General features: G+C 41.5%; 26 protein-coding genes and 1 tRNA gene. 7 read left to right on the top strand and 20 right to left on the bottom strand.

The window, feature by feature from the left end:
- Window positions 1-92: 92 nt before the first annotated feature.
- Genes ABIL39_04400 through ABIL39_04365 form a run of 8 tightly spaced genes read right to left on the bottom strand, consistent with a single transcriptional unit; the run spans window position 93 to window position 4831 of the window.
- Window positions 93-1175 (bottom strand): NAD(P)/FAD-dependent oxidoreductase, encoded by a 1083-nt coding sequence (locus ABIL39_04400; GenBank protein ID MEO0165361.1) that lies wholly within the window; start codon window positions 1173-1175, stop codon window positions 93-95.
- A complete protein-coding gene (locus tag ABIL39_04395; protein ID MEO0165360.1) occupies window positions 1168-1482 on the bottom strand; it encodes a (2Fe-2S)-binding protein in 315 nt (104 codons plus the stop codon). The genes ABIL39_04400 and ABIL39_04395 overlap by 8 nt, the downstream gene beginning before the upstream one ends.
- Window positions 1483-1484: 2 nt before the next feature.
- Window positions 1485-2249: a phosphoribosylformylglycinamidine synthase I gene (gene purQ, locus ABIL39_04390; protein MEO0165359.1), complete on the bottom strand. Its 765-nt coding sequence runs from the start codon at window positions 2247-2249 to the stop codon at window positions 1485-1487.
- Window positions 2246-2446: a winged helix-turn-helix domain-containing protein gene (locus tag ABIL39_04385; GenBank protein ID MEO0165358.1), complete on the bottom strand. Its 201-nt coding sequence runs from the start codon at window positions 2444-2446 to the stop codon at window positions 2246-2248. The genes purQ and ABIL39_04385 overlap by 4 nt, the downstream gene beginning before the upstream one ends.
- Before the next feature lie 45 nt (window positions 2447-2491).
- Window positions 2492-3313 carry an MBL fold metallo-hydrolase gene (locus ABIL39_04380; GenBank protein MEO0165357.1) on the bottom strand — a complete coding sequence of 274 codons (822 nt, stop codon included), beginning with the start codon at window positions 3311-3313 and terminating at the stop codon, window positions 2492-2494.
- Window positions 3314-3676 carry a polymer-forming cytoskeletal protein gene (locus ABIL39_04375; GenBank protein ID MEO0165356.1) on the bottom strand — a complete coding sequence of 121 codons (363 nt, stop codon included), beginning with the start codon at window positions 3674-3676 and terminating at the stop codon, window positions 3314-3316.
- A 46-nt stretch (window positions 3677-3722) separates the two neighbouring features.
- The gene (locus tag ABIL39_04370) at window positions 3723-4010 is read right to left on the bottom strand and encodes an acylphosphatase (GenBank protein MEO0165355.1); all 288 of its coding nucleotides are present in this window, start codon (window positions 4008-4010) and stop codon (window positions 3723-3725) included.
- A gap of 53 nt (window positions 4011-4063) precedes the next feature.
- Window positions 4064-4831, bottom strand: coding sequence for a ComF family protein (locus tag ABIL39_04365; GenBank protein ID MEO0165354.1), 768 nt, complete (start codon window positions 4829-4831; stop codon window positions 4064-4066).
- Window positions 4832-4888: 57 nt separating this feature from the next.
- On the opposite strand from ABIL39_04365, the gene ABIL39_04360 reads away from it, so the two are divergent.
- The 6 genes from ABIL39_04360 to ABIL39_04335 all read left to right on the top strand — a co-directional run bounded on the left by ABIL39_04360 (window position 4889) and on the right by ABIL39_04335 (window position 9920).
- Entirely contained in the window at window positions 4889-6109 is a 1221-nt protein-coding gene (locus tag ABIL39_04360) for a DUF512 domain-containing protein (GenBank protein MEO0165353.1), read from the top strand.
- Window positions 6097-7380: a ribosome biogenesis GTPase Der gene (der, locus tag ABIL39_04355; protein ID MEO0165352.1), complete on the top strand. Its 1284-nt coding sequence runs from the start codon at window positions 6097-6099 to the stop codon at window positions 7378-7380. Before ABIL39_04360 ends, der begins: the two co-directional genes overlap by 13 nt.
- Window positions 7374-7970, top strand: coding sequence for a glycerol-3-phosphate 1-O-acyltransferase PlsY (gene plsY, locus ABIL39_04350; GenBank protein MEO0165351.1), 597 nt, complete (start codon window positions 7374-7376; stop codon window positions 7968-7970). The genes der and plsY overlap by 7 nt, the downstream gene beginning before the upstream one ends.
- Window positions 7967-8953 (top strand): NAD(P)H-dependent glycerol-3-phosphate dehydrogenase, encoded by a 987-nt coding sequence (locus ABIL39_04345; protein MEO0165350.1) that lies wholly within the window; start codon window positions 7967-7969, stop codon window positions 8951-8953. Before plsY ends, ABIL39_04345 begins: the two co-directional genes overlap by 4 nt.
- Before the next feature lie 13 nt (window positions 8954-8966).
- The gene (locus ABIL39_04340) at window positions 8967-9299 is read left to right on the top strand and encodes a MerR family transcriptional regulator (GenBank protein MEO0165349.1); all 333 of its coding nucleotides are present in this window, start codon (window positions 8967-8969) and stop codon (window positions 9297-9299) included.
- Window positions 9300-9834: 535 nt separating this feature from the next.
- A tRNA-Leu gene (locus ABIL39_04335) sits at window positions 9835-9920 on the top strand.
- 152 nt (window positions 9921-10072) lie between these two features.
- Here ABIL39_04335 and ABIL39_04330 read toward each other — a convergent pair.
- From ABIL39_04330 to ABIL39_04275, 12 genes are all read right to left on the bottom strand, one after another.
- A complete protein-coding gene (locus ABIL39_04330) occupies window positions 10073-11425 on the bottom strand; it encodes a sigma-54 dependent transcriptional regulator (GenBank protein ID MEO0165348.1) in 1353 nt (450 codons plus the stop codon).
- Window positions 11425-13014, bottom strand: coding sequence for a methyl-accepting chemotaxis protein (locus ABIL39_04325; GenBank protein MEO0165347.1), 1590 nt, complete (start codon window positions 13012-13014; stop codon window positions 11425-11427). Before ABIL39_04325 ends, ABIL39_04330 begins: the two co-directional genes overlap by 1 nt.
- Window positions 13014-14264: a phosphomethylpyrimidine synthase ThiC gene (thiC, locus tag ABIL39_04320; protein MEO0165346.1), complete on the bottom strand. Its 1251-nt coding sequence runs from the start codon at window positions 14262-14264 to the stop codon at window positions 13014-13016. Before thiC ends, ABIL39_04325 begins: the two co-directional genes overlap by 1 nt.
- Window positions 14257-14505 carry a hypothetical protein gene (locus ABIL39_04315; GenBank protein ID MEO0165345.1) on the bottom strand — a complete coding sequence of 83 codons (249 nt, stop codon included), beginning with the start codon at window positions 14503-14505 and terminating at the stop codon, window positions 14257-14259. Before ABIL39_04315 ends, thiC begins: the two co-directional genes overlap by 8 nt.
- 62 nt (window positions 14506-14567) lie before the next feature.
- Window positions 14568-15683 carry a hypothetical protein gene (locus tag ABIL39_04310; GenBank protein MEO0165344.1) on the bottom strand — a complete coding sequence of 372 codons (1116 nt, stop codon included), beginning with the start codon at window positions 15681-15683 and terminating at the stop codon, window positions 14568-14570.
- Window positions 15680-16867 carry an aminotransferase class I/II-fold pyridoxal phosphate-dependent enzyme gene (locus ABIL39_04305; protein ID MEO0165343.1) on the bottom strand — a complete coding sequence of 396 codons (1188 nt, stop codon included), beginning with the start codon at window positions 16865-16867 and terminating at the stop codon, window positions 15680-15682. Before ABIL39_04305 ends, ABIL39_04310 begins: the two co-directional genes overlap by 4 nt.
- Window positions 16868-16903: 36 nt before the next feature.
- Window positions 16904-18169 (bottom strand): adenylosuccinate lyase, encoded by a 1266-nt coding sequence (purB, locus tag ABIL39_04300; GenBank protein MEO0165342.1) that lies wholly within the window; start codon window positions 18167-18169, stop codon window positions 16904-16906.
- Window positions 18170-18217: 48 nt separating this feature from the next.
- Complete coding sequence (locus ABIL39_04295; GenBank protein ID MEO0165341.1) at window positions 18218-19420, bottom strand: class II glutamine amidotransferase; 1203 nt, start codon at window positions 19418-19420, stop codon at window positions 18218-18220.
- 113 nt (window positions 19421-19533) lie between these two features.
- Entirely contained in the window at window positions 19534-20718 is a 1185-nt protein-coding gene (locus ABIL39_04290) for a DUF763 domain-containing protein (GenBank protein ID MEO0165340.1), read from the bottom strand.
- A 440-nt stretch (window positions 20719-21158) separates the two neighbouring features.
- A complete protein-coding gene (locus tag ABIL39_04285) occupies window positions 21159-21860 on the bottom strand; it encodes a DUF72 domain-containing protein (protein MEO0165339.1) in 702 nt (233 codons plus the stop codon).
- Window positions 21861-21874: 14 nt separating this feature from the next.
- Window positions 21875-22309, bottom strand: a complete 435-nt coding sequence (locus ABIL39_04280) for a DUF488 domain-containing protein (GenBank protein MEO0165338.1) — start codon at window positions 22307-22309, stop codon at window positions 21875-21877.
- A 39-nt stretch (window positions 22310-22348) separates the two neighbouring features.
- Window positions 22349-23416, bottom strand: coding sequence for an iron-containing alcohol dehydrogenase (locus tag ABIL39_04275; protein MEO0165337.1), 1068 nt, complete (start codon window positions 23414-23416; stop codon window positions 22349-22351).
- A 141-nt stretch (window positions 23417-23557) separates the two neighbouring features.
- Here ABIL39_04275 and ABIL39_04270 point away from each other — a divergent pair.
- A partial coding sequence (locus tag ABIL39_04270; GenBank protein MEO0165336.1) for a hypothetical protein occupies window positions 23558-24461 on the top strand: 904 nt, incomplete at its 3' end.

Raw genomic sequence — 24461 nt, 5'->3', positions numbered from 1 at the left:
TGTTTTGTCAATGGCTCTCAAAATAACAAAAATTAGGAAATCCTGCTGCTTTTTACATTTTTTTCGCATGAATTTAGGGTGGCAGAAATTGACTATGCCTGTCTTTCTCTTCCAAATAATTTTCGATGTCCCTCAACAATCCGCTGTTCAAAAGGGGACATGCGGATAGTTTTTAATTCCTGTTTGGCAGTTGATACAATCTCCTCGGCCCGGTCATTTTTTCCATAAAGATATTCATAGGCACGTGCACCCGCAATTTTGCCTTCCAGCATTGCTGTAGAAGCCTCCTCCACAGAAGCAAGGTCCCCGCAGACAAAGATATGAGGTCGGGAGGTTTGGAGGTCTTCATTATAGTAAGGGACATTGCCCCCAAGTTCCGGAATATATCTTATCTCACATCCTGCTTGATAAAGCAACTCACATAAAGGTGATAAGCCTACTGCAATAAGAATCATATCGCATTCGATGATCTTCTCTTTTCCTTTGATACATTCAAACTGGTCATCCACCTCGGTGATGACCGCGGATTCCACGCATTCTTTACCCCTCGCCTCAATGATGGTATGCCTTAAGAGAATCGGAACACCTGCCCGTTTTATTTTGGCGGCGTGAACATAGTAGCCACCAACTCTGGGCAGAATCTCAATTATTGCCGCAACCTCAACACCTGCCTGTAATAATTGGTAGGGCACGATCAAGCCAATATTACCGGAGCCCACCACCAGGGCTCTTTTTCCCGGTATAACCCCGTAGACATTCATCATCGTCTGGACTGCGCCGGCACCATAAACCCCGGGCAAGTCGGAGTTCTCGAATGCCAACATATTTTCACTCGCACCCGTGGCAAAGATATAACATTTCGCCTTTATCGGAATAAGTTCCTCATTCTTTAATACCCCAATGGAATCATCGTCATAATAACCAACCACGGTAGCATTGAGCAATACTTCAATACCGAGTTCTTCCACCTTTTGAGAAAGGATCTTCGCAATATCTATACCCCGAACCCCACAGTAGTGATCTTTAGAACCAAAAAATTTATGCGTTTGTTTTATCAGCTGACCACCGAGGACCGGATTATCATCGATGATCAAGACCGAAGCACCCAGTTCCCTTGCCACAATCCCCGCATTCAAACCCGCGGGTCCGCCTCCAATTACACAGATATCAAACACCTAACCTCCCCTTTCCTTTCTGCCGTCGCACCTGCATTCCTTCTTTTAATGGTTCCATACACACCATCACATTCGCTCGCCCATCCACTTCCATCAAGCAGGAGGAACATTTGCCGACAGCACAAAAAAACCCGCGCGGCCGGTGATATTTTTCTGAATAGCGAAGCACCCTTATCCCTGCAGCATGGAGTGCAGCCGCGATGGGCATTCCTTCATAACCCTCGAGTTCCTTATCTTCAAAATAAAATTTAACTTTTTTGCCCCTTTTAAATTCTAGAATCGGATGATGGGTAATGTATCCATTCATAATTATTTGAAATAATTTACCGCATTTTTAAAAATTTTAAAACCATCGCCCTCCTCCGCAAGTCTTTTTCGCGTGTGGAGCGGGTGTTGTAAATAGGAGATATACCGTTCGGGATGAGGCATGAGTCCCAGGATCCTTCCGGTCTTATCCGCGATGCCCGCAATATTCATTACCGAACCATTAGGGTTATAGGGATAGCCAGCCAATCGCCCTTCTTTATCCACATACTGGAAGACGATCTGTTTTTCCACCAATCTTAAAACCCTTTTGTTCTTAACCACGAACTTGCCTTCGGCATGGGCCACCGGAAGGGTGATAATCCCATCGATCCCCCTGGTAAAAATTGAACGTTCGGGATAAACCTTCAAATCTACCCAGCGATCTTCAAATCTTTCAGAATCATTCGTAATCAAACTCACGCTCTGTTCTTCAAAATAGCCATTAAAACCAGGCAGTATTCCCGCCTTTACCAACACCTGAAAACCATTGCAAATCCCTAAGATGAGGTTCCCCTTTTCAATAAACTTTAAGACTTTATCCTTCAGTTTATATTTAATTTCATTGGCAAGAATCTTCCCGGCACTGATATCATCGCCGTAGGTAAAACCACCAGGGAAGACGAGAATCTGATAATCGAGTAAATCCTTTCTTTTCACTTCATCAATGTAGACCCGCTCGGGTTGAGCACCTGCAAACTCAAAGGCGTAGGCAGTTTCCAGATCGCAATTCGTTCCCGCCGCGCGCACAATGAGAACTTTTATTTTCATTCTTTTAAGGAGACGTAGATCGTTCTTCTCTCTTTACGGAATTTTACTTTATCCTCCCGGGCTAACCAGCCCAAGCCCATATAAAACATATTTATCGGTAAACCACTCTTACGTAGTAGCCGGGTGATTACCATTTCACCCTCTTCTTTTAATTTTCTCCAAATATTACCAGCCGCAAAACCAATTTCGGTAATCATTACCACCTCCTGAGGAGCGTATTTTTTACGAATTTACATGGAGAATTAAAGTTTGATTTCGGTGCCAGTGCGTGCTGCATCAAGGTCATAATCAGGGAACTGTTTACGGAGCTTAATTAAAATATTATTTATAAACTCATCACTGCTTGAAGGGTCATGGTGAGTAAAAATAACTTTCTTTACACCGCCCTCCACTGCCAATTGCATCACCTGATTAAATGTTGAATGTCCCCAACCGATTCGGTTTGGATAATTCTCGTCCACATACTGAGCATCGTGGATCAACAAATCCGCGCCCTGAATAAATTTAACAAATTTTTTATAAGGAGTTCGTGGTTTAGGGGCATAGAGCTCGTTATCTGTGAGGAATACAGCGCTCTTTTTATCTTCGCTGAATCTCAATCCAAATGTATAATTGGGGTGGTTGTTTTGAATCACCTGGACAGCGACATTCCCGATTTTGAATCGGTTTTTAACTCTTTTAAATGCAAGTCGGGCAGGGAGGTCGGTTAATTTTATAGTTGGGAAGAAAGGAACATGCATCTGATAAGAAAGTGCCTTCTGAGCACCTACCTCATTCTCTGGTCCATATATATTTATCGCCGTATTCTTAGAATAAACCGGAGCAAAGAATGGGAAACCCTGAATATGATCCCAGTGGTAGTGGGTAAAGATAAGGTGGAGATTGTACTTTTGATTTTGCATCAAATAAATGCCGAGTTCTCTTATCCCGCTTCCAGCATCAATGATTATTGATTGGCCACTTTTGGTTTCAATATAGAGACATGTAGTGTTGCCACCGTATTCAATCGTTGTAGGACCAGAAACTGGGATTGAACCGCGTGTTCCATAAAAGCGAATAACCATTTACTCCTTTTCCTTTGTTTTATGACCCATCCGGCAATTGCCGTCAAAGAAAACACCTGACTGAATAATCAATCCCTTGCAGGTTATATCACCATACATCTGGGCACCGCTCTGGAATTCAAGCACCTCTTCGGCCTGGATATTACCTTCGATCTTGCCACCAATCACACCCGATTTGCAAGTGATGTTGCCTTTAACAAATCCGGTGCTTCCACAGAATAAGTGGTCTTTCACCGTAACATTACCCTCAACCATCCCATCGATCTTTATTGAACCCGTAATCTTCAAATCACCGTTAACAACTGTATTGCGACCAATTATCGTATCAATCTTACTTTCTTTTTCCATGTGCTCCTTTCTCAAAGAGATATTATATCTAAAAAGATGGATAAGTCAACCTCTTCGATACTCACCATTTCCCATACCGGATTTCAAAACTTTTGAATTCGTGGGTTGGCTCTTCATAGAAAATCTCTACATCATCAACCCGGGCACCCGGCGGACCATGCCGGCACCAGTCGATCAAACGCTGGAGATCCGCTCCTTCACCTTCTGCCACTATCTCTACCCTGCCATCATCAAGATTCTTAACCCACCCTACCAATCCCAATTGGTGGGCAACTTCTTGGGTATGGGCACGAAAAAAAACGCCCTGAACCCGTCCAGAAACGAAAAGATGAATACGCATAACTTCCATAAGGCAATTATATTGATTCTTATTGGTATAGTCAATCATTGATTTTCATCAATTTAGGGAGTGATCGCAGCGACCAGCGAATAGATTTCTTTCGCACCCGCCGTCTTCAAGATCCGCGCACATTCTTTTATCGTCGCACCAGTCGTCATTACATCATCAATGAGAATAACCTTTTTTTCTGCCACCGTTAAACCCTTTTTAATGCGGAATGCACCTGCGACATTTCTTCGGCGTCCTTTTGGGTCAAGGCGAGTCTGCGTCCGGGTGGGTCTTATCCGGACGAGGGCATCCATTAAGGGGATTGAAGTCTGCTGACTTATTATCCTTGCGAGCAATTCTGCCTGGTTATAGGAACGATGTAACTTTTTCCACCAGAACAAAGGAACAGGTACAAGCAAATCGGCATGGCAGAGATAAAAATCATTTTTTAATAGATAGGCCATCCCCATGCCGAAAAACTCTGCAATCTTAGTTTTATGGCGATATTTAAAATGGTGAATCATCGTATCTACAGGCGGTAAGTAAAGGGTAAAAGCGCGGCCGTGATCAAGAATACTATCCTCTCGACAATAGCCGCAATAATGTTTATCATCAACCGGTCTCCCGCAACACCGACATAGAGGGGACTTCGGCTCTTCCACAAGATTCAAACAATCGTTACAGATAAGACCTTTTCCAATCTCTTTTTTACACACAATGCAGTTACCAGGAAATAGAAAATCTATAAAAAAACCGAGATACTCTCTCATTCTTCCAAAAAACCTCTTCATCAGAATCTCTATCATTATCTTATGTAGATTTTTGTTCTGGTCAATAGCCATCCTGCATAATTTTGCAGAAAATACTTGAAATCCGGTAAATTTTTTCTATAATCCTATATGCTCAGGGTATTATATGCCTCAGATCCCCGTATTGGAAAAGGTGCACTGCTTCTAAAGATAAACCGAAATGCTATTTACGATATATTTGACTATTATTTCCATAATGACAACTCCAAAATTAGAAAGCTATTGTTTTTAAAAAATGGCGTGAAAAAATCTATCTATCTAAAGCCCGGTGAAGAACTATCTTGTATTTTTGAAGAACCGAAATATCAAAGTTGCAACAATGATTGTAACTATTGTTTTGTCAAGGGTCTACCAAAGGGGTTGCGTCCTGAATTATATTTCCGCGATGATGATTATCGCCTTTCATTTCTCTTTGGAAACTTTATCAGCCTCACCAATCTAAAAGATGCTGATATCAGCCGTATAAAAAGACTGAAACTCTCTCCTTTATATGTTTCAGTCCACACAACTGATCCTGCCTTGCGGGCGCGGTTATTTAAAAATCAAAAAGCCCGTCAAGTGCTTGAACAGTTAAAAAAACTCGTTGAAGGTAATATCCAAATCCATTGTCAGATTGTCGTGATACCCGGACTCACGGATGGTATCAATCTCTCCAAAACGGTCCAAGACCTGTCTGAATTATATCCAGGAGTGAATTCGGTGGGCATCGTGCCCGTGGGACGGACAAAATTCTTAAGGCATTTGCCAATGGTAAATAAAAAAATTGCCCGCATAATTATCTACGAGATGAATCGGATGCAGCAAGATTTGCGGAAAAGATTCAACAGAGGCTTTGTCTACCTTGCCGATGAGTTCTTCATCCAGGCCGGTTTGGCAATCCCTGAGCGGAGTTATTATGATGACTTTCCCCAATACGAAAATGGTATTGGTATGGTCCGCGAATTGCTTGATGAGATCGCCGCTCTCCCAAATCCAGGCCGACTCCACGGCAAATTTCTCTTGATCACCGGTGAACTCGCCTATCCCTATATAAAGCGTCTTAAGTTCCGTTTGAATAACAAAAAACTGAAACTCGATGTCTTGCCCATTAAAAACAAATTTTTCGGTGACACTATCACCGTCTCTGGTTTATTGGTCGGTCAGGATATCCAAGAGGCAATAAACGAAGTAGGGCGGAGATACGATAGAATAATCCTGCCCCCAAACTGTGTAAATGATAAAGGTAAATTTCTTGATGACTTTGAACTAAAATCTAAACAGATTATTATCGCGCCCTATTCGATCAAAGAGTTGCTTCTATGGCTACAGTAGCGATTGTGGGTAGAAAAAATGTAGGTAAATCTTCAATATTTAATCGCCTCGTCGGTCGGCGCTTGAGCATCGTCCATAAGACTCCGGGAGTGACCCGGGACCGGATTTATGGTGAAGTGATATGGAGGGGTCGGATGTTCAATCTTATCGATACCGGTGGTTTCTTTCCCGAGGAGAACAACATTCTCGCCTGCAAAATTATGTATCAGATTGAACTGGCGCTCAAACAAGCAGATGTGATATATTTTGTCGTGGATGGAAGAGCTGGCTTGTTCCCCTCAGAAATGGAAATCGCCCAGACGCTTCGTAGCTTGGGCAAACCCGTGCTATTGCTGGTAAACAAGATTGATAATAAATCGCTCGAGCCCGCGGTGGGCGATTTTTACCGCTTAGGGTTTGATAAAGTTTTCCCGGTTTCAGCCGAGGCGGGCATCGGCTTTGGGGCTGTGCTGGATGAAACGATAAAATTCCTACCGGAGAAGCCGATAAAGAAAAAAATTAAAATGATAAAGATTGCGATATTAGGCCGACCCAACGCTGGAAAATCAACCTTGCTTAATACCATCATCAAGGAAGAAAGAGCAGTTGTGGATGAACAACCTGGCACGACACGGGATTTGGTTAATGCCTGGTTTACTTTTAACGGGAAGAATATTGAACTCATCGATACCTATGGTTTAAAAAAGCGCACTCGGATAAAAGAGCCGATTGAATTCTACTCCATGATGCGGGTGATGCATGTCATCGATGAAATTGATATCGGCATTCTAATCTTTGATGCCACTCAGGGTGTAGTGCATGAGGATTGTCACATCGCTTCACTGCTCTTATCCAAGGCAAAGGGTATCATCATTGCTCCCAACAAGATTGATTTGTTGAATAAAAAGTTTTACAAAAGAATCATTCAATCTACGCTTACATCTTTCCGTTTCGTGGACTTCGCTCCGGTCGTTTTAATATCCGCCAAACTGAATCTGGGGATAGAAAAATTGCTCCAGACCGTCCTTGATGTTTACGCTGAACTAAATAAATATGCAGATGTCCGGGTTTTGAAAGATCTCCCGACTATCCTGAAATCCCCGCCCGATGGTGAATTATTGAAAATCAGCCAGACTGGTATAAAACCACCTCAGTTCAAAGTGGTAGTCACCACGCAATTAAAAGAAAATTATATCCAGTATTTGCGCAATTCCCTCCGTGGCTACTTCGGTTTTTCCGGGACTCCAATACTAATAAAGACCGAATTAGCAAAAAGGGGAAAACGATGTTGATGCTCAATCTGTTTGGCTCCTTCTTTTTCGGTTTTATCTGGGGATTAATTCCCTTCTCCTACCTCTTGGGCAGACTCAAGGGGGTGGATATTAAAAAAATAGGTAGTGGTAATATCGGAGCGACAAATCTGGGAAGGGCACTCGGTCTTCGATTTTTTATCTTTGGGTTTTTGCTCGATGGACTCAAGGGGTTTTTGCCTGTCATGCTTGGACAACACCTTACCCTCTCTCCGGCATTATGCGGGGCAGGAGCAATAATGGGGCACATCTTCAATCCATTTTTTAAATTCAAGGGGGGTAAAGGTGTTTCCACAACCCTGGGGGTGACACTGGGCATCGTTCCTATCCCCTTTCTCCTTTCCATTAGCGTCTGGCTTATCGTTTATCTGGCGAGTTATATCGTCTCAATCGCATCGCTAAGTCTGGCCATCGTTCTTTTGATTACCACCATCTTTTTCAGTTCGGTATCGGCAGGTGAAAAACTTTTGATTGCAACTGTGAGTCTACTAATCATCTTCGCCCACCGTGCCAACATCAAAAGAATCATCAACCGCACCGAACCGCGAACGATTTTCTGGGAGAAAAAATGAATCTTGCCATCCTCGGCTGCGGTAACTGGGGTTCAGTTTTTGGTATTATCCAGCATCAGAAAGGTCATCGGATAAAGATCTGGGAATTTAACAAAAAAAGGGCTGAGTATGTACAAAGAACACGGGATAATCGCCCCTTCCTCAAGTATTATAAAATACCCAAGGCAATCTGGGTGGACTGGCGTCTGGAAAATGTGTTACGGGATTCAGAACTTATCGTATTTGCAGTCCCCTGCCAGACTCTGAATACCGTTCTCCACGAAATGAAAAAATTAAAATTTCCCACTCGAGAATTGTTGAGTCTGATAAAGGGAATTGATCTTAAAACTCTAAAACTTCCTTCAGAACTCATTCAGAGTATATTCCCGCACAAAAGATGTTTTGTCCTCTCCGGTCCATCAATTGCCAACGAAATAATCCGTAAAGAACCAACAGCGGTGGTTCTCGCCGGTGAGGATCAAGAAAAAGCAAGGCAATTACAATCGGAACTCGCCACCGAAAGTTTTCGGATTTATCTCGGTAGTGATATGCGCGGGGTGGAACTCGGTGGAGCCCTTAAGAATGTGATTGCCATCGCCTGCGGTATCAGCGATGGGTTGGGATTTGGAGCCAATGCCAAAGGTGCCTTAATCACCCGGGGTATTGTGGAGATACAAAGATTGGGTGTTAAAATGGGTGCCCAGCCACAGACCTTTTATGGGTTGTCCGGGCTGGGTGACCTTATCACCACCTCATTCAGCGAAGAATCACGAAATCATACCGTAGGCAAACTGCTCGGGCAAGGACATAAATTAAAAGAAATAAAAAAGAAATTGGTAATGGTGGCCGAAGGCATCCCTACAGTTCGGGCAGTAATGAAACTGGCAAGAAAATACGAAGTAGAGATGCCCATATCCAAAGTAGTATTTGAAATTTTGTATAAAAACCGAGCACCTTTAAAATGTCTGAAGAGCTTAATGCTCAGACCGTTGAAGAATGAATAATAAAGGAGGAAAGATGGGAGAAAAAGAGTTTTATTCAATAAAAGAGGTTGCGGATATGCTACAAATTCCCGCTTATGTCCTCCGTTACTGGGAGAAAGAATTTCCCATGCTCCGCCCGAAACGGAATCGCCTGGGAAGAAGATTTTATACCCCAAAAGATATTGAAATCGTCCGGATGATAAAGGTCATCCTCTACGAGCAGGGATTTACGATTGCCGGAGCCCGCAAAAAATTAGCCTCAATAACCCAGGCTCCAGAACAGCTTACCCTCCCTTTGAGCGATGCCATAAAAATTATCAAGGAGGTGAAAGAAGAACTTAAAAAAATTCGTGCCCTACTTGAATAAAAGATGTTTTATCCCTTTCTTGCCCTTAAATAATCCATCAAGTTTCATTCACTTCAATACCATGATATCCCTTCACCGCTTTAAAAAACCTGATTTTTCTCCACATTTTTATAGAATCTCTTATTTAGACAGAATGAGACATATAGAGAAAATTTGTAAAGATGACCAATCACCAAGTTTTTCGGGCAAGACCTTAGCGATTTTTTCTTTAGTAGGACAAGGTTTTAGCAATTTCCTCCTCTCGTAGGGCTTTAGTCCTCTCCATATTTTTTTATATCTTATGATGGACGATAAAACTCATAGGCAAGATTTGAAAGGGTAATCAATGATTTAGCGTTGGGTACTTTTGTAGGGCAAGGCTTTAGCCTGCGGATAAATTTTTTTAAATCTTAGGGTATTTCGCACCCTGAAGGTGCGGCTACCTCTAATAATCCAGCGCGCATAAAAATAATTTGACAAAAAAGTGGAAAGAACACGGTAAAAACACTGAGTTGACAATTTCCCGCTTTTGATTATAATTTAAGAAACTTGCAATGCCGGGATGATGGAATTGGTAGACGTAGCGGACTTAAAATCCGCTTCCCCGTAAGGGGAGTGCCGGTTCAAGTCCGGCTCCCGGCACATAATTTGTTTCTAAAGCAGTTAAAATTTATCCATTAATCTGTGCGTGTTCAAAAAGAGAAGGCAGAGTTTAAATTTGCGAAAAAACCCTATAACTTAGATCGTATAAAATCTTTAATTGGTGGATGGTAAAATTATTACCAGTTTTCTATTTATAGTAAACCTTTCTGCCGATACCGGGCAATTCGGTTTAAAAGTGTTTTGTAGGAGACCCTAAGCCTGCGTGCCGCCTCTGCCTTATTCCCTTCCGTGAGTTCCAAGGTCTTTTTTATAAGTTCGGCCTCCGCCATTTCTCTACCGTAATTGGCAGCCGTCTTTAAATCTACATCTTCAGGAATAATATTTATGGATTTTCTTGCCCGGGATGGAAGAAGGATGTGTTCACAGTCAATGGTCTCTCCAGCTAAAATATTCGCCCGCTCAATGGTATTTTCTAGTTCCCGGACATTTCCAGGCCAATCATACTCGATCAATTTCTGGAGTGCAGATTCGCTAACCTTTTTTTTGGATTTCAATTTTTTTAAAAAATGTTCTACGAGCAAAGGTATATCCTCTTTTCTTTCCCTGAGGGGTGGGATGGTTATAGGAAAAACGCTCAAGCGGTAGTAGAGGTCTTCACGAAATTTTTTTTCATTTACTAGCATCCCTAAATCTTTGTTGCTTGCAGCAATGATCCGCACATCTACTTTTATAGAAGCAGTCCCGCCCAGGCGTTCAAATGTTTTTTCCTGAACCACCCTTAAAAGTTTTGCCTGCAAGTCCAGCCCAAGATCTCCCACCTCATCAAGAAATATTGTCCCCCGGTGGGCCAATTCAAACTTACCAATCTTCCTGGCAACCGCACCGGTAAACGCCCCTTTTTCCGAACCAAATAATTCATTCTCCAATAATTCATTTGGAATTGCGGCGCAATTAATGGTAACAAATGGATTATCTTTGCGGGGTGATAGACTGTGACAGGCACGGGCAAATAACTCCTTACCTGTCCCTGATTCTCCCAAAAGAAGGACTGTGGTCTCGGTAGGTGCCACTTTTTTCAACAGTTCAATTGCGTTGCTAATTGCCGCACTTTTCCCCACTATCTCTGGAAATCCTTGGATGCTCTCTACCATCTCTTTGAGCAGAATATTTTCATAATAAGCCTTCTGCTCTTGGAGAATTTTTTTGATGAGATGGATAAGTTGTTCGGTATCAAAGGGTTTAGTCAAAAAATCGCAGGCGCCCAATTTCATCGCCTCGACAGCCCGCTCAATCGTCCCAAAGGCAGTCATGATTATAAATTTTGCATCAGGGTCAATATTTTTCAACTGGCGCAGAATATCAATTCCATCGATGTCGGGCAGGCGTAAATCTAAAAGCACCAGATTTATTTTTTCTCGTTTGAATATCTGAAGTGCTTCACGGCCGGTGCCTACAATAATTGTAGTAAAACCTGCATCATTAAGCGCTACCCGCAATACTTCGGCAAAACTCGCCTTATCTTCGACAATAAGAATATCCGCCATTAAATTTTAAAATTCTTAATCACCTGCGCCAGGCGCTCAGTAATATTCAACAATTCCTGACTGGTGGCAGCAAACTGCTCAGTGGCAGCAGATTGTTCTTCAAGGGATGCGAGAATTTCTTCAGCAGCAGTGGAATTTTCTTTTGAGATATTAAATGAGTCTTCAATCTGCCGAAGCATTGCGGTGATTTCTTCTTCTTCTTTTGAAATCACGGTCTTGATATTTTTTATTGCACTATTCAGTTCGATGACAGCATTGGAAATGGTACGCAGAGATTCGGTGGTGGCTTTGATAATCTGGTTACCGTCACTGATTGCCTTGCGCACTTCCTCTGAGCTTGCCGCGACACTCTGGATTGACTCAATCATTTCTTTAACTATTACCCCGATCTCCATCGCGGAATTTTGGGTATTATCCGCAAGTTTTTTTATTTCATCAGCCACGATTGCAAAACCCCGACCAAATTCACCTGCTCGGGCAGCCTCAATTGCTGCGTTCAAAGAAAGAATATTAATTTTTTCCGAAACACTGTTTATCGTCTCAATAATCTTAGTAATAGTAGCAGAAACCTCATGGAGTCTGGCTAGCAAACCGATGAGGTATTCATAGCGTGAACCAATCAATTCAATATTTTTCAATACCTCATCGCTCATCTTTAAACCGTTGCTTGCACTCGTTGAAAAACTCTCTGCATAGCCTTCTACCTTTTTTATATTGTCCACAACACTAAAACTTATTTCACTCAATGCCTTGCTCATTGATATTGATTTATCAAGTTCCTGGTATTGGCGATCAACTCCTTCCGTCATCCTTTGGGTAGTAGAAACAATCTCCGATATCGCAGTAGAGAGTTCATTTGATGTGGCGGCGATTTGAGCGCTTATTTCACTGAGATTTTTGGAAGTCTCTATGATCAATTTAATGATACTGGCTTCGGTTTCCAGAAGTTTATTTATCGTCCTGCTTAAAAAATATATTTCATCAGTAGACTTGCCTTCAGTAATCGTAACGGTTAAATCACCTTTTTCCACTTTCTTTAATGCCTCCTTCAAATGCTGGAGACGCATCTGGTCGTAATCAAAATCCATAATCAATAGAAAGGAAACGATGGTGAACAGGATCAATTTAACGAATTCCATGCCCAAGTTCACCTCGGGATAGATGTTCTGGGCTTGCAAAACCATTAAGGCATAAGCAACATCCACCATGAGAATGGCATAAATTCCGTTTTTCATACCCAAAAGATAACCAGGATGAACAGCGACATAAAAATAAATTAAAAAGAAAGGCAACCGGAACTGGGGTGGAATGTAGGAAAGGCAAAAGGTCAACACCAGAACTACGGTGGCTGTAATTATATAGGGCATTACCGGATGGTATATATTCTTCCGCGCCAGAAAATATACCACCAACCCGAATATGAAAATTGTCGTGGTGAGAATTACCACTATGGTGGGGACAATGAAGAACTTAAGGATTGCACCCAATAAAAAAACGATTTCAAACAAAAGGGAGAATAATATTATCGCACCACTTCCCTTTCGGATAAAATTTAAACCTTTCAAATGAAGTTCCTCATTTACTGACATTATGACCTCCAGAAAATCTCGCGGCTTTTTTTCATCGCGCAGAATTCACCACACATCGTGCAGGTAGCCGCTGAGCGGGAGTGTTTACGTTTGAAGATTGTTCGTGCCTTCTCAGGGTCGATCAGCTGACTCAACATCGCCTCCCAATCAAGTGCAAAACGTGCTTGTGAGACCTTAAAATCTTGCATTCTTGCCAAACCCAGCCCCTTGCCGATATCGGCGGCGTGGGCTGCAATCTTTAGCGCAATCACACCTTCTTTTACATCTTCCACAGTAGGTAAACCCAAATGCTCGGAAGGTGTCACATAACACAAAAAATCCGCCCCATAATATCCGGCAAGTGCACCACCAATTGCGGCTACGATATGGTCATACCCGGCACCGATATCTGTGACCAACGGACCCAACACATAAAATGGTGCTCCATGACAGATTCTTTTCTGTAATTTGACATTCGCCTCAATCTCATTAATCGGAATATGGCCCGGACCCTCAACAATCACTGATACTCCATACCGCCATGCCTCTTGCACCAGTTCCCCAATTATGACCAGCTCTCGGATTTGATATTCATCGGTCGCATCACTTATTGAACCCGGCCGCAGACCATCACCTAAACTCAAAGTTATGGAATATTTTTGAGCAAGTTTAAGAAGCCGGTCATAATGTTCATAGAGGGGGTTTTCTTTTTTATTTGCCTTCATCCACTCAATCATCATTGAGCCACCGCGACTCACCACACCACAGATGCGCTTTTTTCGTTCCATTCCCCGGATTGTCTCCCAGGTCACGCCGCAATGGACGGTTATGAAATCAACACCGTCTTCCAGATGCTTTTCAATCGTCTCAAATATCTGATCAACACTTGCCTGAACAAACGATTTTTTCTTTTTCCGCATATCTAACGCTACCTGATAGATTGGAACAGTTCCAACTGCGACCGGAGAAGCCTGCACAATCTCGCGGCGTATCCGATCTACATCTCCTCCGGTTGAGAGATCCATCACCGCATCTGCCCCATATTCCACAGCAACTTTCAATTTTTTTAATTCATATTTTAAATTGACAAAATCGGGCGAGGTTCCAATATTGGCATTGATTTTGGTCCGGCATCCTTTGCCTAGGACTAAGGGTTTGATACGGTGCAATCGGCTTTTGATTATTACCGCTGTGCCCTCCTTCAAATTTTTTTTCAAAATTTCAGGTTTTATTCCTTCTTCCCGGGCAAGCTTGGTAACCAAATCACTCATGGGCATACTCCACATTCACCCCAAGCGAAGTCTTGGGTACTGCATAGGCGACAAACTTCAAAATAAAATTCATTGCCTTTTCCTCATCAGCTGCCTCAAAAATCAAAATATAATCGGGTTTGCCAAACAGCGACAAAAACTCCCTTATCTTTATGCCTTCAGGAATCTTCAACTCTTTAACTGCCTTCAGCATCTCATCAGCACGACCGGGGATGACATCCAGCGTAGTGATGAAGGTCATTTATACCTCCTCATAAATCAGATTATATGCCAAAATATAATTCTGTCAAGGGAAAGTAATTTTTAAACCTGCCCCTGATAAATGCGGTATTTTTTGTATAACCTTCCCCCCATTTTTATTATTGTGTTGTTCACCGGATGATTATCTTCAAGGGTCCAGCTCAACTCACCGCTGTGATAACCCAGCTTCATACCAGCTTTAAAAGTCTCCAGAAACATCAATGCTTCAAGTCCCAATTTTTGATATTCATGCTTCACACCCATGATCATCAGCCGGGCTTCTTTTATTTTATTCTTGTAGTATAAAAATTTCAGAATGCTGATAAAGTTTAATTTGCCATTTAACTTTTTCAAAACAAAATTATAATTTGGTACCGCCAACGAAACTCCCACTGGAACATTATCAATTTCCACGATTATCACCAGTTCGGGCACGACTAGGTCTTTCAATGTTTTGGCAATATGATTAAACTCCGCATCGGTCATAGGCACAAATCCCCAATTCCGGCTCCAGGCATTGTTATATACTTCTTTTATCTTTTTTACTTCATTAGCGAAGTCATTAAGGTCCACATGGCGCACCTTTAAATCCCGCACCCTTAGGCGAATTGTAGAACACAATCGCTCCAAATATTCTAATGGAGCATTTTTTGTTTCAATATAGAAGGCGTATAAATCCTTTGCTTTGGTTAGACCGCTGGCAGCAGCAAGTTTATGATAATATTCAAAGGTGTAGGTCATCATAATCATCGGTTCCAGAAAATAACCCTCAAGAAGAAAACCAACTTCTTCGTTCGTGGAGGGATTAAATGGTCCCACAAATTTGGTCATTCCTTTTTCTTTGTGATATCTCCGCACCGCATCGAATAGAGCAATTGCCGCCTCTCCATCGTCCTCACACTCAAAAAAACCGAAATAGCCCGTCTTTTCGTTCCAGAATTCAATAAAATTATAGTCGACGATTGCACAAACCCGCCCAACTACTTCTTTATTACGATAAGCAAGATACATCTCTCGTTCCGCATGTTCCCAAAAGGGGTATTTCTTTCGATCAAAAAGGTTGTAGACATCCCGTCGTAAGGGGGGAACCCAGTAGCGATTATTTCTGTATAGCCGATAGGGTAGTTCAATAAATGTTTTTAACTCTTTCTCATCTTTTACCGGCGTAATCCTTATCACTTTACTAAACCAAACTCCTTGGCACAGCGGGCAAAGACATCAAGCACAATATCAATATCTTCATCAGTGTGGGTAGCCATATAACTCGTCCGGATGAGTGCTCGGCCCGGTGGTGTTGCCGGAGAAATCACCGGATTGGCAAATACTCCATTATCAAAGAGCATTTTCCAAAAGGCAAAACATTTTTCATCCTCCCCGATGATCACCGGAATCACCGGGGTCGTACTATTTCCGGTATCCAGGCCTATATCTTTGAATCCCTTCCGCACCCTTTCTGTTACCTTCCAGAGTCTTTCCCGACGTTCTGGTTCACTTTTTATTATCTCTAAGGATTTTAAGGCGCTGGCCACAGAAGCCGGTGTCATACTCGCCGAAAAAATCAGGGCCCGGGCGGTATGGCGGATATGCGTGATCACATCCTTTTCGGCAACTACAAAACCACCCAGCGAAGCGAAGGACTTACTAAAAGTTCCCATTATAATATCCACCTTGTTCAACAAATCAAAATGCTCACAAACACCCCGCCCCCTTTTCCCTAAAACACCAATGCCATGGGCGTCATCAACGAGCAATCGGGCGTTGTATTTTTCCTTCAATCTAACAACTTCCGGCAGATTAATTACATCCCCCTCCATACTGAAGACACCATCCACCACAATCAACTTGCCTTTATTGTGGGGTATTGATTTCAGTATCCGTTCCAAATCTCCCATATCATTGTGTTTGAATTTCTTTATTTCTGCAAAAGAGAGTCGGCAACCGTCGATTATTGAAGCATGGTCTTGCCGGTCGATGATTACGACATCATCTTTGCCCGCAAGCGCCGAGATTATTCCCAGATTTGTTTGAAAACCAGTTGAAAATACGATTGCCTCGTCTTTTTCAAAAAACTCCGCGAGTTCTCTCTCCAGTCGAACATGGATATCAAGGGTGCCATTCAAAAATCTCGAACCAGAGCAGGTGGAACCATATTTTTGCACCGCCTCAATCGCCGCCTTTTTTAATCTTTCATCTGCTGCCAGACCTAAATAGCCATTGGAACCAATCATTATATACTCGCGGCCGTTTATAATCACCCGATGGTCTTGAGCAGATTCTATCGGTGTAAAATAAGGATAAATATTGATATCTTTTGCCCTTTCTACCGCCTTAACCGTTGCCTGGCATTTCTTAAAGATATCCATTTTTCGATTATAATTAAATTATTTTTAAAGTCAATATCACAGAATATTTCTCAAAAACCAGTTCAGATCAAAAATCCTATTCAATTCCCCATCCTCAAGATATTTTTTCACTCGCGCATTATCTCCGGCAACGTCCTTTAGATGCCTTTTATTCGCTATTGCCGAGAAAGAAAGTGCCTGCACGAGGTCGTAAGCTTCCTTCCGGCTCATTCCTTTCTCAATCAATCGATTCATCAAATTCTGTGAGGCATAAAGACCCAAACTATTGGTTATATTCTCCATCATCCTCTCTGGAAAAACTTTCAAGTTCTTTAAAACCCAGATCATCTTTTTTGTGCAATAATGGACAAGATGAAAGGCATCGGGAATAATCACCCGTTCTCCTGAAGAATTAGTCAGATCCCGTTCATGCCAAAGATTGATATTTTCCAGGGCCGGAATGAGATAGCCCCTCAATACCTTCACCAACCCGCATACCCGTTCGCAAGTGATGGGATTTTGCTTATGGGGCATTGCCGAAGAACCTTTCTGGCCCTTGGTAAAAGGTTCTGATACCTCACCGATTTCGGAGCGTGAAAGATTTCTAATCTCTGTAGCAATCCTTTCCAATGCACATCCATAGAGAACAAGGGTCGCCACCAAATAGGCGTGTCGATCACGGGGTATTACCTGCGTAGAAACGGGCTCGGGCTTCAGCCCTAATCTTCTCATCACCTTCTTTTCAATGTCGGGTGATAAGATTGTATAAGCACCCACTGCACCGGAGAGTTTACCAAAAGCGATCTCATTTAAAGCCTGTTTGAGACGGCTTTGTGCCCGCAAAATTTCCTGATACCAGGATTTTATTTTGTATCCAAAAGTAATCGGCTGGGCAAATACACCATGAGTTCTCCCCATCTGCGGAGTACGTCGGTATTTTGATGCGAGGCGTTTTAAAATCTGCAATAGCTTCCCAACATCCTTAAGGACGACCTTTAAAGCCTCCTTTAAAATCATACCCCACGCCGTATCCACCAGATCATAAGAAGTCATACCAAAATGGACCCATCGTCCCTCTTTCCCAATCTTTTCCCTCACTGCTTCCAGAAAGGCAATGACATCGTGATTAGTGATCTTCTCTATCTCGGCAACCCGTTCTGGGTCGATCTTTATCCCTCTCAATTTCTTACTCAATCCCCTGGGGATTACTCTGAGTTCTTCCTGGATCTCGGCAACTGCTTTTTCAACCTGGACCCATACCTCCATCTTATGTTCTTCACTAAAAATCTTTCTGAGCTCTTCGGTCTCGTAACGCTTAATCATATAAACTCAATTATATCCAAAAAAAATCCATTTTCAATAAAAAACTCTTTAGCGGAGTAAAATCACTTTTAAAACCTTGAGCGATTCTTCATTTTGGATATGGCAAAAATATGATCCACTGGGCAGATGATTTTTTTCTGCGTCACATCCATCCCAGAACGCCTCGTATTCCCCGCACATTTTGAATTCATTAAGCAGATTTTTTATAAATCTTCCGGTCCCGTCATAGATATTGATTTTCACAATTCCTGGTCTTGTGACCGTATATTTGATGTTGGCACTCGTCAAAAATGGGTTGGGTTGGATCAGATCTTCTTTTCTAAAGTGACTGCTTACCCAATCTCCATGTTCACTAATTGGGATGTAACGAACTGGTTCACCAGGATTAAAACAGGCAAGGGTGCGATTAGGAATTTCTATCCATTCGGCGTTTAAGGTATCTAAAGGCTGAGAGGCAACAATCCAAAAATCCGAGATCACGGAATTTGGATAATAATAGAGAGTAATGGCTCTGGGTGCATCCCGGGTAAAATTAAGACCCCAGAGACTCGTTCCACTGGCCATGACAAAATTCAATTGTCCTTTACTCAGACCCAGGGCAGAATCCAGTTTGGTAACGGCTAATTTTATGCATTCTTCAACTGGTAAATCGGGATACTCATCCATGACTTCCACTAGGAGAATGGAATAAAGGTCGGAATCAAGATAATTGGGGATGTAATCTGGAGGATTCTGATCAAGATAAGATGAATTGATATCGGTTATCAATTTAAGTAAAACATCTACACTTATTGTCCCATTATGAGCAAAGAGCATATCAAATTTCCGGTTGATACACCTCCTTCTAAAAGGATGAGGATCAGGTATCCCTACGATCGGACCACTTGAACGCTTTCGTACATGGGCAATTGCTGAATTTTTCACATTTCTCAGCAATTCCAGTTTATCCAGGATATATCGCGGATCAGTAGGTGCCGCTGGTTCACCGCGCCGGATCACCGGTAGCAAAGTATCCGTGGCAGATTCAATATAATAACCCATACCCCAGCCATCAGGATTGAAGGCACCGAGTTTGCATAATGAATCAAGGTGATTGGATATAATACTGACTATTGTTGGAGTTTTTTCAGAAAAAATAACTCCCCAGAAACGACATTCGTGCTCGCTCTTTAGGGAACAGGCAATAAACATTCCCGATGCCCCAAATAGGAAGCATAAAAGCTTGATGAAATAAATCTTTCTATTTTTCACCTTCTCATTATAAAATAGAAATCAAATACTGTCAATCAGAAATTTACCAATTGGCGACCTTTTTCCGTCCAAACGTGGATGTAGACCGCCGTGGTTTACGATACCCAACTTCTTTAAATGAATGACAATTTTTTCAGAGCCTTTAATTTATCATTTGCACCGAGCTTTGCCTTTTTTATCGCTGACTCCAGAATGCTTATGGATTGATTGTAGACTTCGCGATCCACAGGATAGGGATGACCATCCTTTCCCCCATGGGCAAAGGAATATCTCGCTGGGTCCCGGAATGATGGGGTCACTCCATAGATTAACTCACCGATCAGTGCCAGAGCACGTAGGGTCTTGGGTCCGATACCTTCAATCAATAAAAGATCTTCAAAATCTTTCGGGGCATACTCATAGGTCTTCAAAAGAATTTTATAAAAATATCGGGGGTCAATGTCAATTGCCAACACCGGGTGGCGGGCAGGCATCCTCAAAATCAACTCCGTTTCCTTTAAGATCTTCTCTGGCTTTTCTTTTGAAAGCAGTGTTATGGTTCTTCTTGATGCCTCGCTTTCCGCAGCGACCATATTCAGGCAGGGCTGGATGATATCACAGCAAACCGCCTTATGAGGTTCACAGACGAAAGAATTAAGGCACAAGGAGAGCCAGTGATAACGCCGGGCAGTCCCCTTTTTATTTCTAACCCTTGCTTTTTTCTGAGGAATGCAAGGAGGTGGATGTTTTTCGCCCTTGGGAATAGTGTTTATAATCGTGGAGAACAAACCGTCTTTCTGAGAGCTAACATCTACCTGGGAACGGCTGATTGACATACCCTGTTGAATCACTGCCCATTTTAAATTCTTAGTAAAAATTAGCATGTGGTGATAAAGATTGTAGCCATCCTGGACACAGGTATTATCAACCTTGGCGGACATCTTGGACGCGTATATTAAATTTTTCGGATCTTTGCCTAACTTCAAGCAAATCTTCTCAATCTCTTCCGGCGTTTTTCGTGAAGTTCCGCCTTTACCGCCGCAAAAAAATAAACCCAACTCAAAAGCAATATCCTTTGTCCCTTCTTTCATCGCCCCGCAAACCGTAGTCGTAACACCAGATGAATGCCAATCAAATCCCAAGACAGCTCCGAAGGCCTGAAACCAGTAGGGATCAGAAATGCGTTTTAAAAATTCTTCTGGTCCATATTCAATGACTATTGCCTCGATGATTGCTCTTGATAACCGGGCCATCTTCTCAAATAGCCATTTCGGTGCCCTACCATAATGCAATGGTAAATCAGCAATGCCGGTGCGCATGGTAATGCAATTGTAAAAAAAAATTATAAGTAAGTCAATAGAATTATGATGATTATTATGCAAAAGTGATATGGTGTGCACCTTTTTCTTCTGATCTGGTAGTAAAGTCAATATCATGCAGAATTTCTTTTACTTTTTCAAAATAGTCCTTTCTAACCATTAATCTTATTGGTTCGACAATTGTTTAGATTGTCTGAAAGTTTTCACGAATAAAATAGTGTTTCTATGGTGATTTCAGCCAAAATTAACTTTACAAACATAATTTTGCATGATTGAAACCGATCTGTGTTTCTTTATAATCAATTTCTCTTTGGTCTCGTCAATTATTTTTATCCGCTTTTTTAGGCAATTTATCAACTGAATCCACATTACAAATCTCTACAAATCTGATTATTCCTGGCTTGTATTCCGCTTTTTTCCATATCGGGAGAGAAAATAAATCACCTCCTCATCTCTGAAAATCTCTGTGCATCTTCAAACATTGTTATATTATTAAACATCACATAACCAATTTTTCCTTTAATTTTTTCTGCGAGCACTTTAAGCTCGTCGTCAGTAAATTTATGCTTGTAACCCTTGCCACCATGCAATCGATAATAAAAAATTCTACCGTAGGTAGTTTCTCTTACAAACGGGTCAACCACATCAACAAGGTTAAGCCTTTCACAAACTTTTTTAATCTCTGCAGACTGCCATTTGCCTCTTGGTTCCCAACCCAGGATAAAATTTTTTCTATCTATCTTACCAAAAAATTTTTCCATATTTTTTATATTCTCCTCTGTCGGTTGGAAACTTGGGGGTGACTGGAAGATGATAACTTTTGCTTTTAAAATTTCGGCATATTCTTTTAGTGACTCATAACAGTTAAAAACCGCTTTAGTGGGCTGAAAATTACCCAGTTCTTCTAATCTCAGATTCCCAATATGTTTTGCCCGCTTATAGGTGGGAGAATTTGCAGGGTGGGTGATAAACTGGAATGCTTTTAGGACAAATTCAAAACCTTCTGGTGCTTCGGCACGCCATTTTTCTAATGTCGCAGGATTGATAAAATCATAGAATGTTGACTGAACTTCAACAACCGAAAATTTTTTGTAGTATCTTTCTCGCGCCACTGGAAATCCGCAACAACCGATTTTAATCATTTTCTCTATTCTTTTTATTTTTTTGGGTCCTGCTGCCAGGTGCGTTTTTCATCGATCAAATGAATGACTTCATAGCCATGTTCTATCAGCTTTTGGGCGATGAACCGCCGATGGCACTTCCAGGGGAAAGTTTCTGCACAGATGATACAGACATTCTTATTGCTCACCATACTGAGAAGTTTTTTGAAACCCTCCTCAAATTCTTTTGTTTTCATGTAATTTTCATACCCTCCCTTCCGATAGCCTCCCAGTTCATTCCCAAAATGAAAATAATCTATCCCGTTCTTCATCAAAATCTGGGTGAGTCTCTCTTTTTTAAAGTCTTCAAACCGACTCGTTGGAAATCGCCGGACATCGACCACCACATCGATGTTTTTATTTTTTATCAATCGCAAAAACATTTTCCTATTCCGTGTGCCGGTTCCAAGGGTATAAATTGTCCGTCCCATCTAAATTATTATAATTATAAAACTCAGGTGGTCAAGATGTTATTTAAATATTTTCATAAACTTGCATACCACATTTAAATTTTTTTTCGTTAACTTTTTGTCTTCTAAAATTGTATAACGTCCGGGTCGGATTTTTTGGGCATATAAAACAATTTTTGGAAAATCTTTGGATTTAATCTTTAACCCTGCCAGGCTTAGGGGAAATTTAACCTTCTCTAATAACCTTTTTGCCGCTTTTAAATAAGGGTTCTTTTGGAGCGCCATGGTAAAGAGTGTTGCAATTCCGACCTGTTCACCATGAAGGGCATCACGCCCCGGGAATAAATAGTCCATTGCATGGCTGATCTTATGCTCACTCCCGCTTGCGGGCCTTGATGAACCAACAAGGCACATTGCCAGACCGCTTTTGAGCAGACCATCACAAAGTGCTTCAAGAAATTTCTGACTCTTAATATTTTTCGTTTTTAGTTTTAACAATTTCTTCGCACCGATTTCCGCCAGTCTCAGGATTTTATTATCGATTTTTTCTCTCTTTTTTCTTTTCGCCAGCCGACAATCAAATACGGCGGAAAGATTGGAGATCAGATCGCCTACTCCTGACCGCAGATGCCTTATTGGTGCTTTTTTTATTATGTTAAAATCTATGATTATTCCGTAAGGGGGATTGGTCAGATGGCTCACTGGTATTCCTTTTTTATTTAGGATCACTGAAACCGGTGAGGCAATGCCATCATTAGATAGAATTGTCGGTATACTTATAAATTTTATTCTGTTCTTTCCTGCAGCAATTTTTGCGACATCAAGAACCCGACCACCTCCGAAACCGATAACTAAATCAAATTTTTGGCTTTTAATCAGATTTGCCACCAATCTTACAGTCTCCTCATCGCTCTTTTTGATGAACTTGTTTGAAATCAAAACATTTTTTTCTTTTAATAATTTGACAATTCTTCTGCCGCCAATCTTAAATGTTTTTTCGTCACATAAAACAAGAATCTTTTTGAAACGAACATGCTGCTCTTGCAAGATTTCATAAATCCTGTCAATGATATTATGTCCCTGAATAATGAACTCTGGCACTTTTACAGATTTACGTTTATCATTCATCAATCTAATTTTCTTTGTCATTTTTTAAGATTACTGATATTTACCTTTAAGTCAATATGCTTCTGCTAATTTCAAAAAGATTATCCAACCACTTGACTTTTTTTTGGGGGGTATAATATTATTGTGTAATAAGGAGGAGTTATGAGAAATATTTGTTTCTTTCTTATTCTCATTCAAATTAGTAGGGCAGTGACGATTAGTATCCCTATTAATCCACCTGAGCTAGTGCTATTAAATCAAGAGCATAAAACTTACAATCTATCACACACTCCGATAGTTAACTCAAATTCCTTTTCACCTGTTGACTCCTCTGTTTACGCCTACTCTCTTTGGACACAAAGTCATGAATGTCTGGCATACAATGCTTTAGTCGGTAGTCTATTATTTGTTTGCCATGAATTTGGAACCGGCTTATATTTGAATGTTTCCCAAACAGATAACCTCTTTTCTTTTTCATTAACTGATATCGGCGTATACACAGGTCAATTTGGTGGGTTTATATATCCATCTGCCATTGCCTCAGGTTTTGATATTGCAGGTTCTGGACCTCATGTCTCTCTTTCTTGTGGTTATCTAACATATTCCAGAATGGTAGGAATATTTGAAACTGGTGGTCGGTGGTCTTCATATTGGGATCCACCGGTTGACCTCGGACCAGGAATAAATAAAGCCTGGTGGAATATCGGTAAGCAATTTCCGAATGGAAACATATTATTTATTGCGGTTACTATAGAAAACTATTCTGATGATAGAAAAATTATCTATCGCACCTATAATTGCAATCTCACGACCCAGCTGGCTGGTGGTTATATCAATCCTGATTATCGTAGATACTGGGGATTTGATATTAATAATGGTATTGCCTATGTCTTTTACTATGATACACTCTTGAATATCTACTACCGCACGACAACCGATGGCATAAACTGGTCATCAGAGCAGGTTTACAATATGGTCTGGCCCGAGCCCTTTGATTCCAATTTGGTCTTCTGGACCCAGGCCGTGGTTATGGACAATGGTGAGCCCAAATTGATATTTGATAATA

This window comes from candidate division WOR-3 bacterium (genome assembly GCA_039802205.1).
Classification (GTDB): domain Bacteria; phylum Hydrothermota; class Tepidihabitantia; order SM23-42; family JAOAFX01; genus JAOAFX01.
Note: the sequence above shows the minus strand (reverse complement) of the source record. Positions and strands in the feature narration are given on the sequence as shown.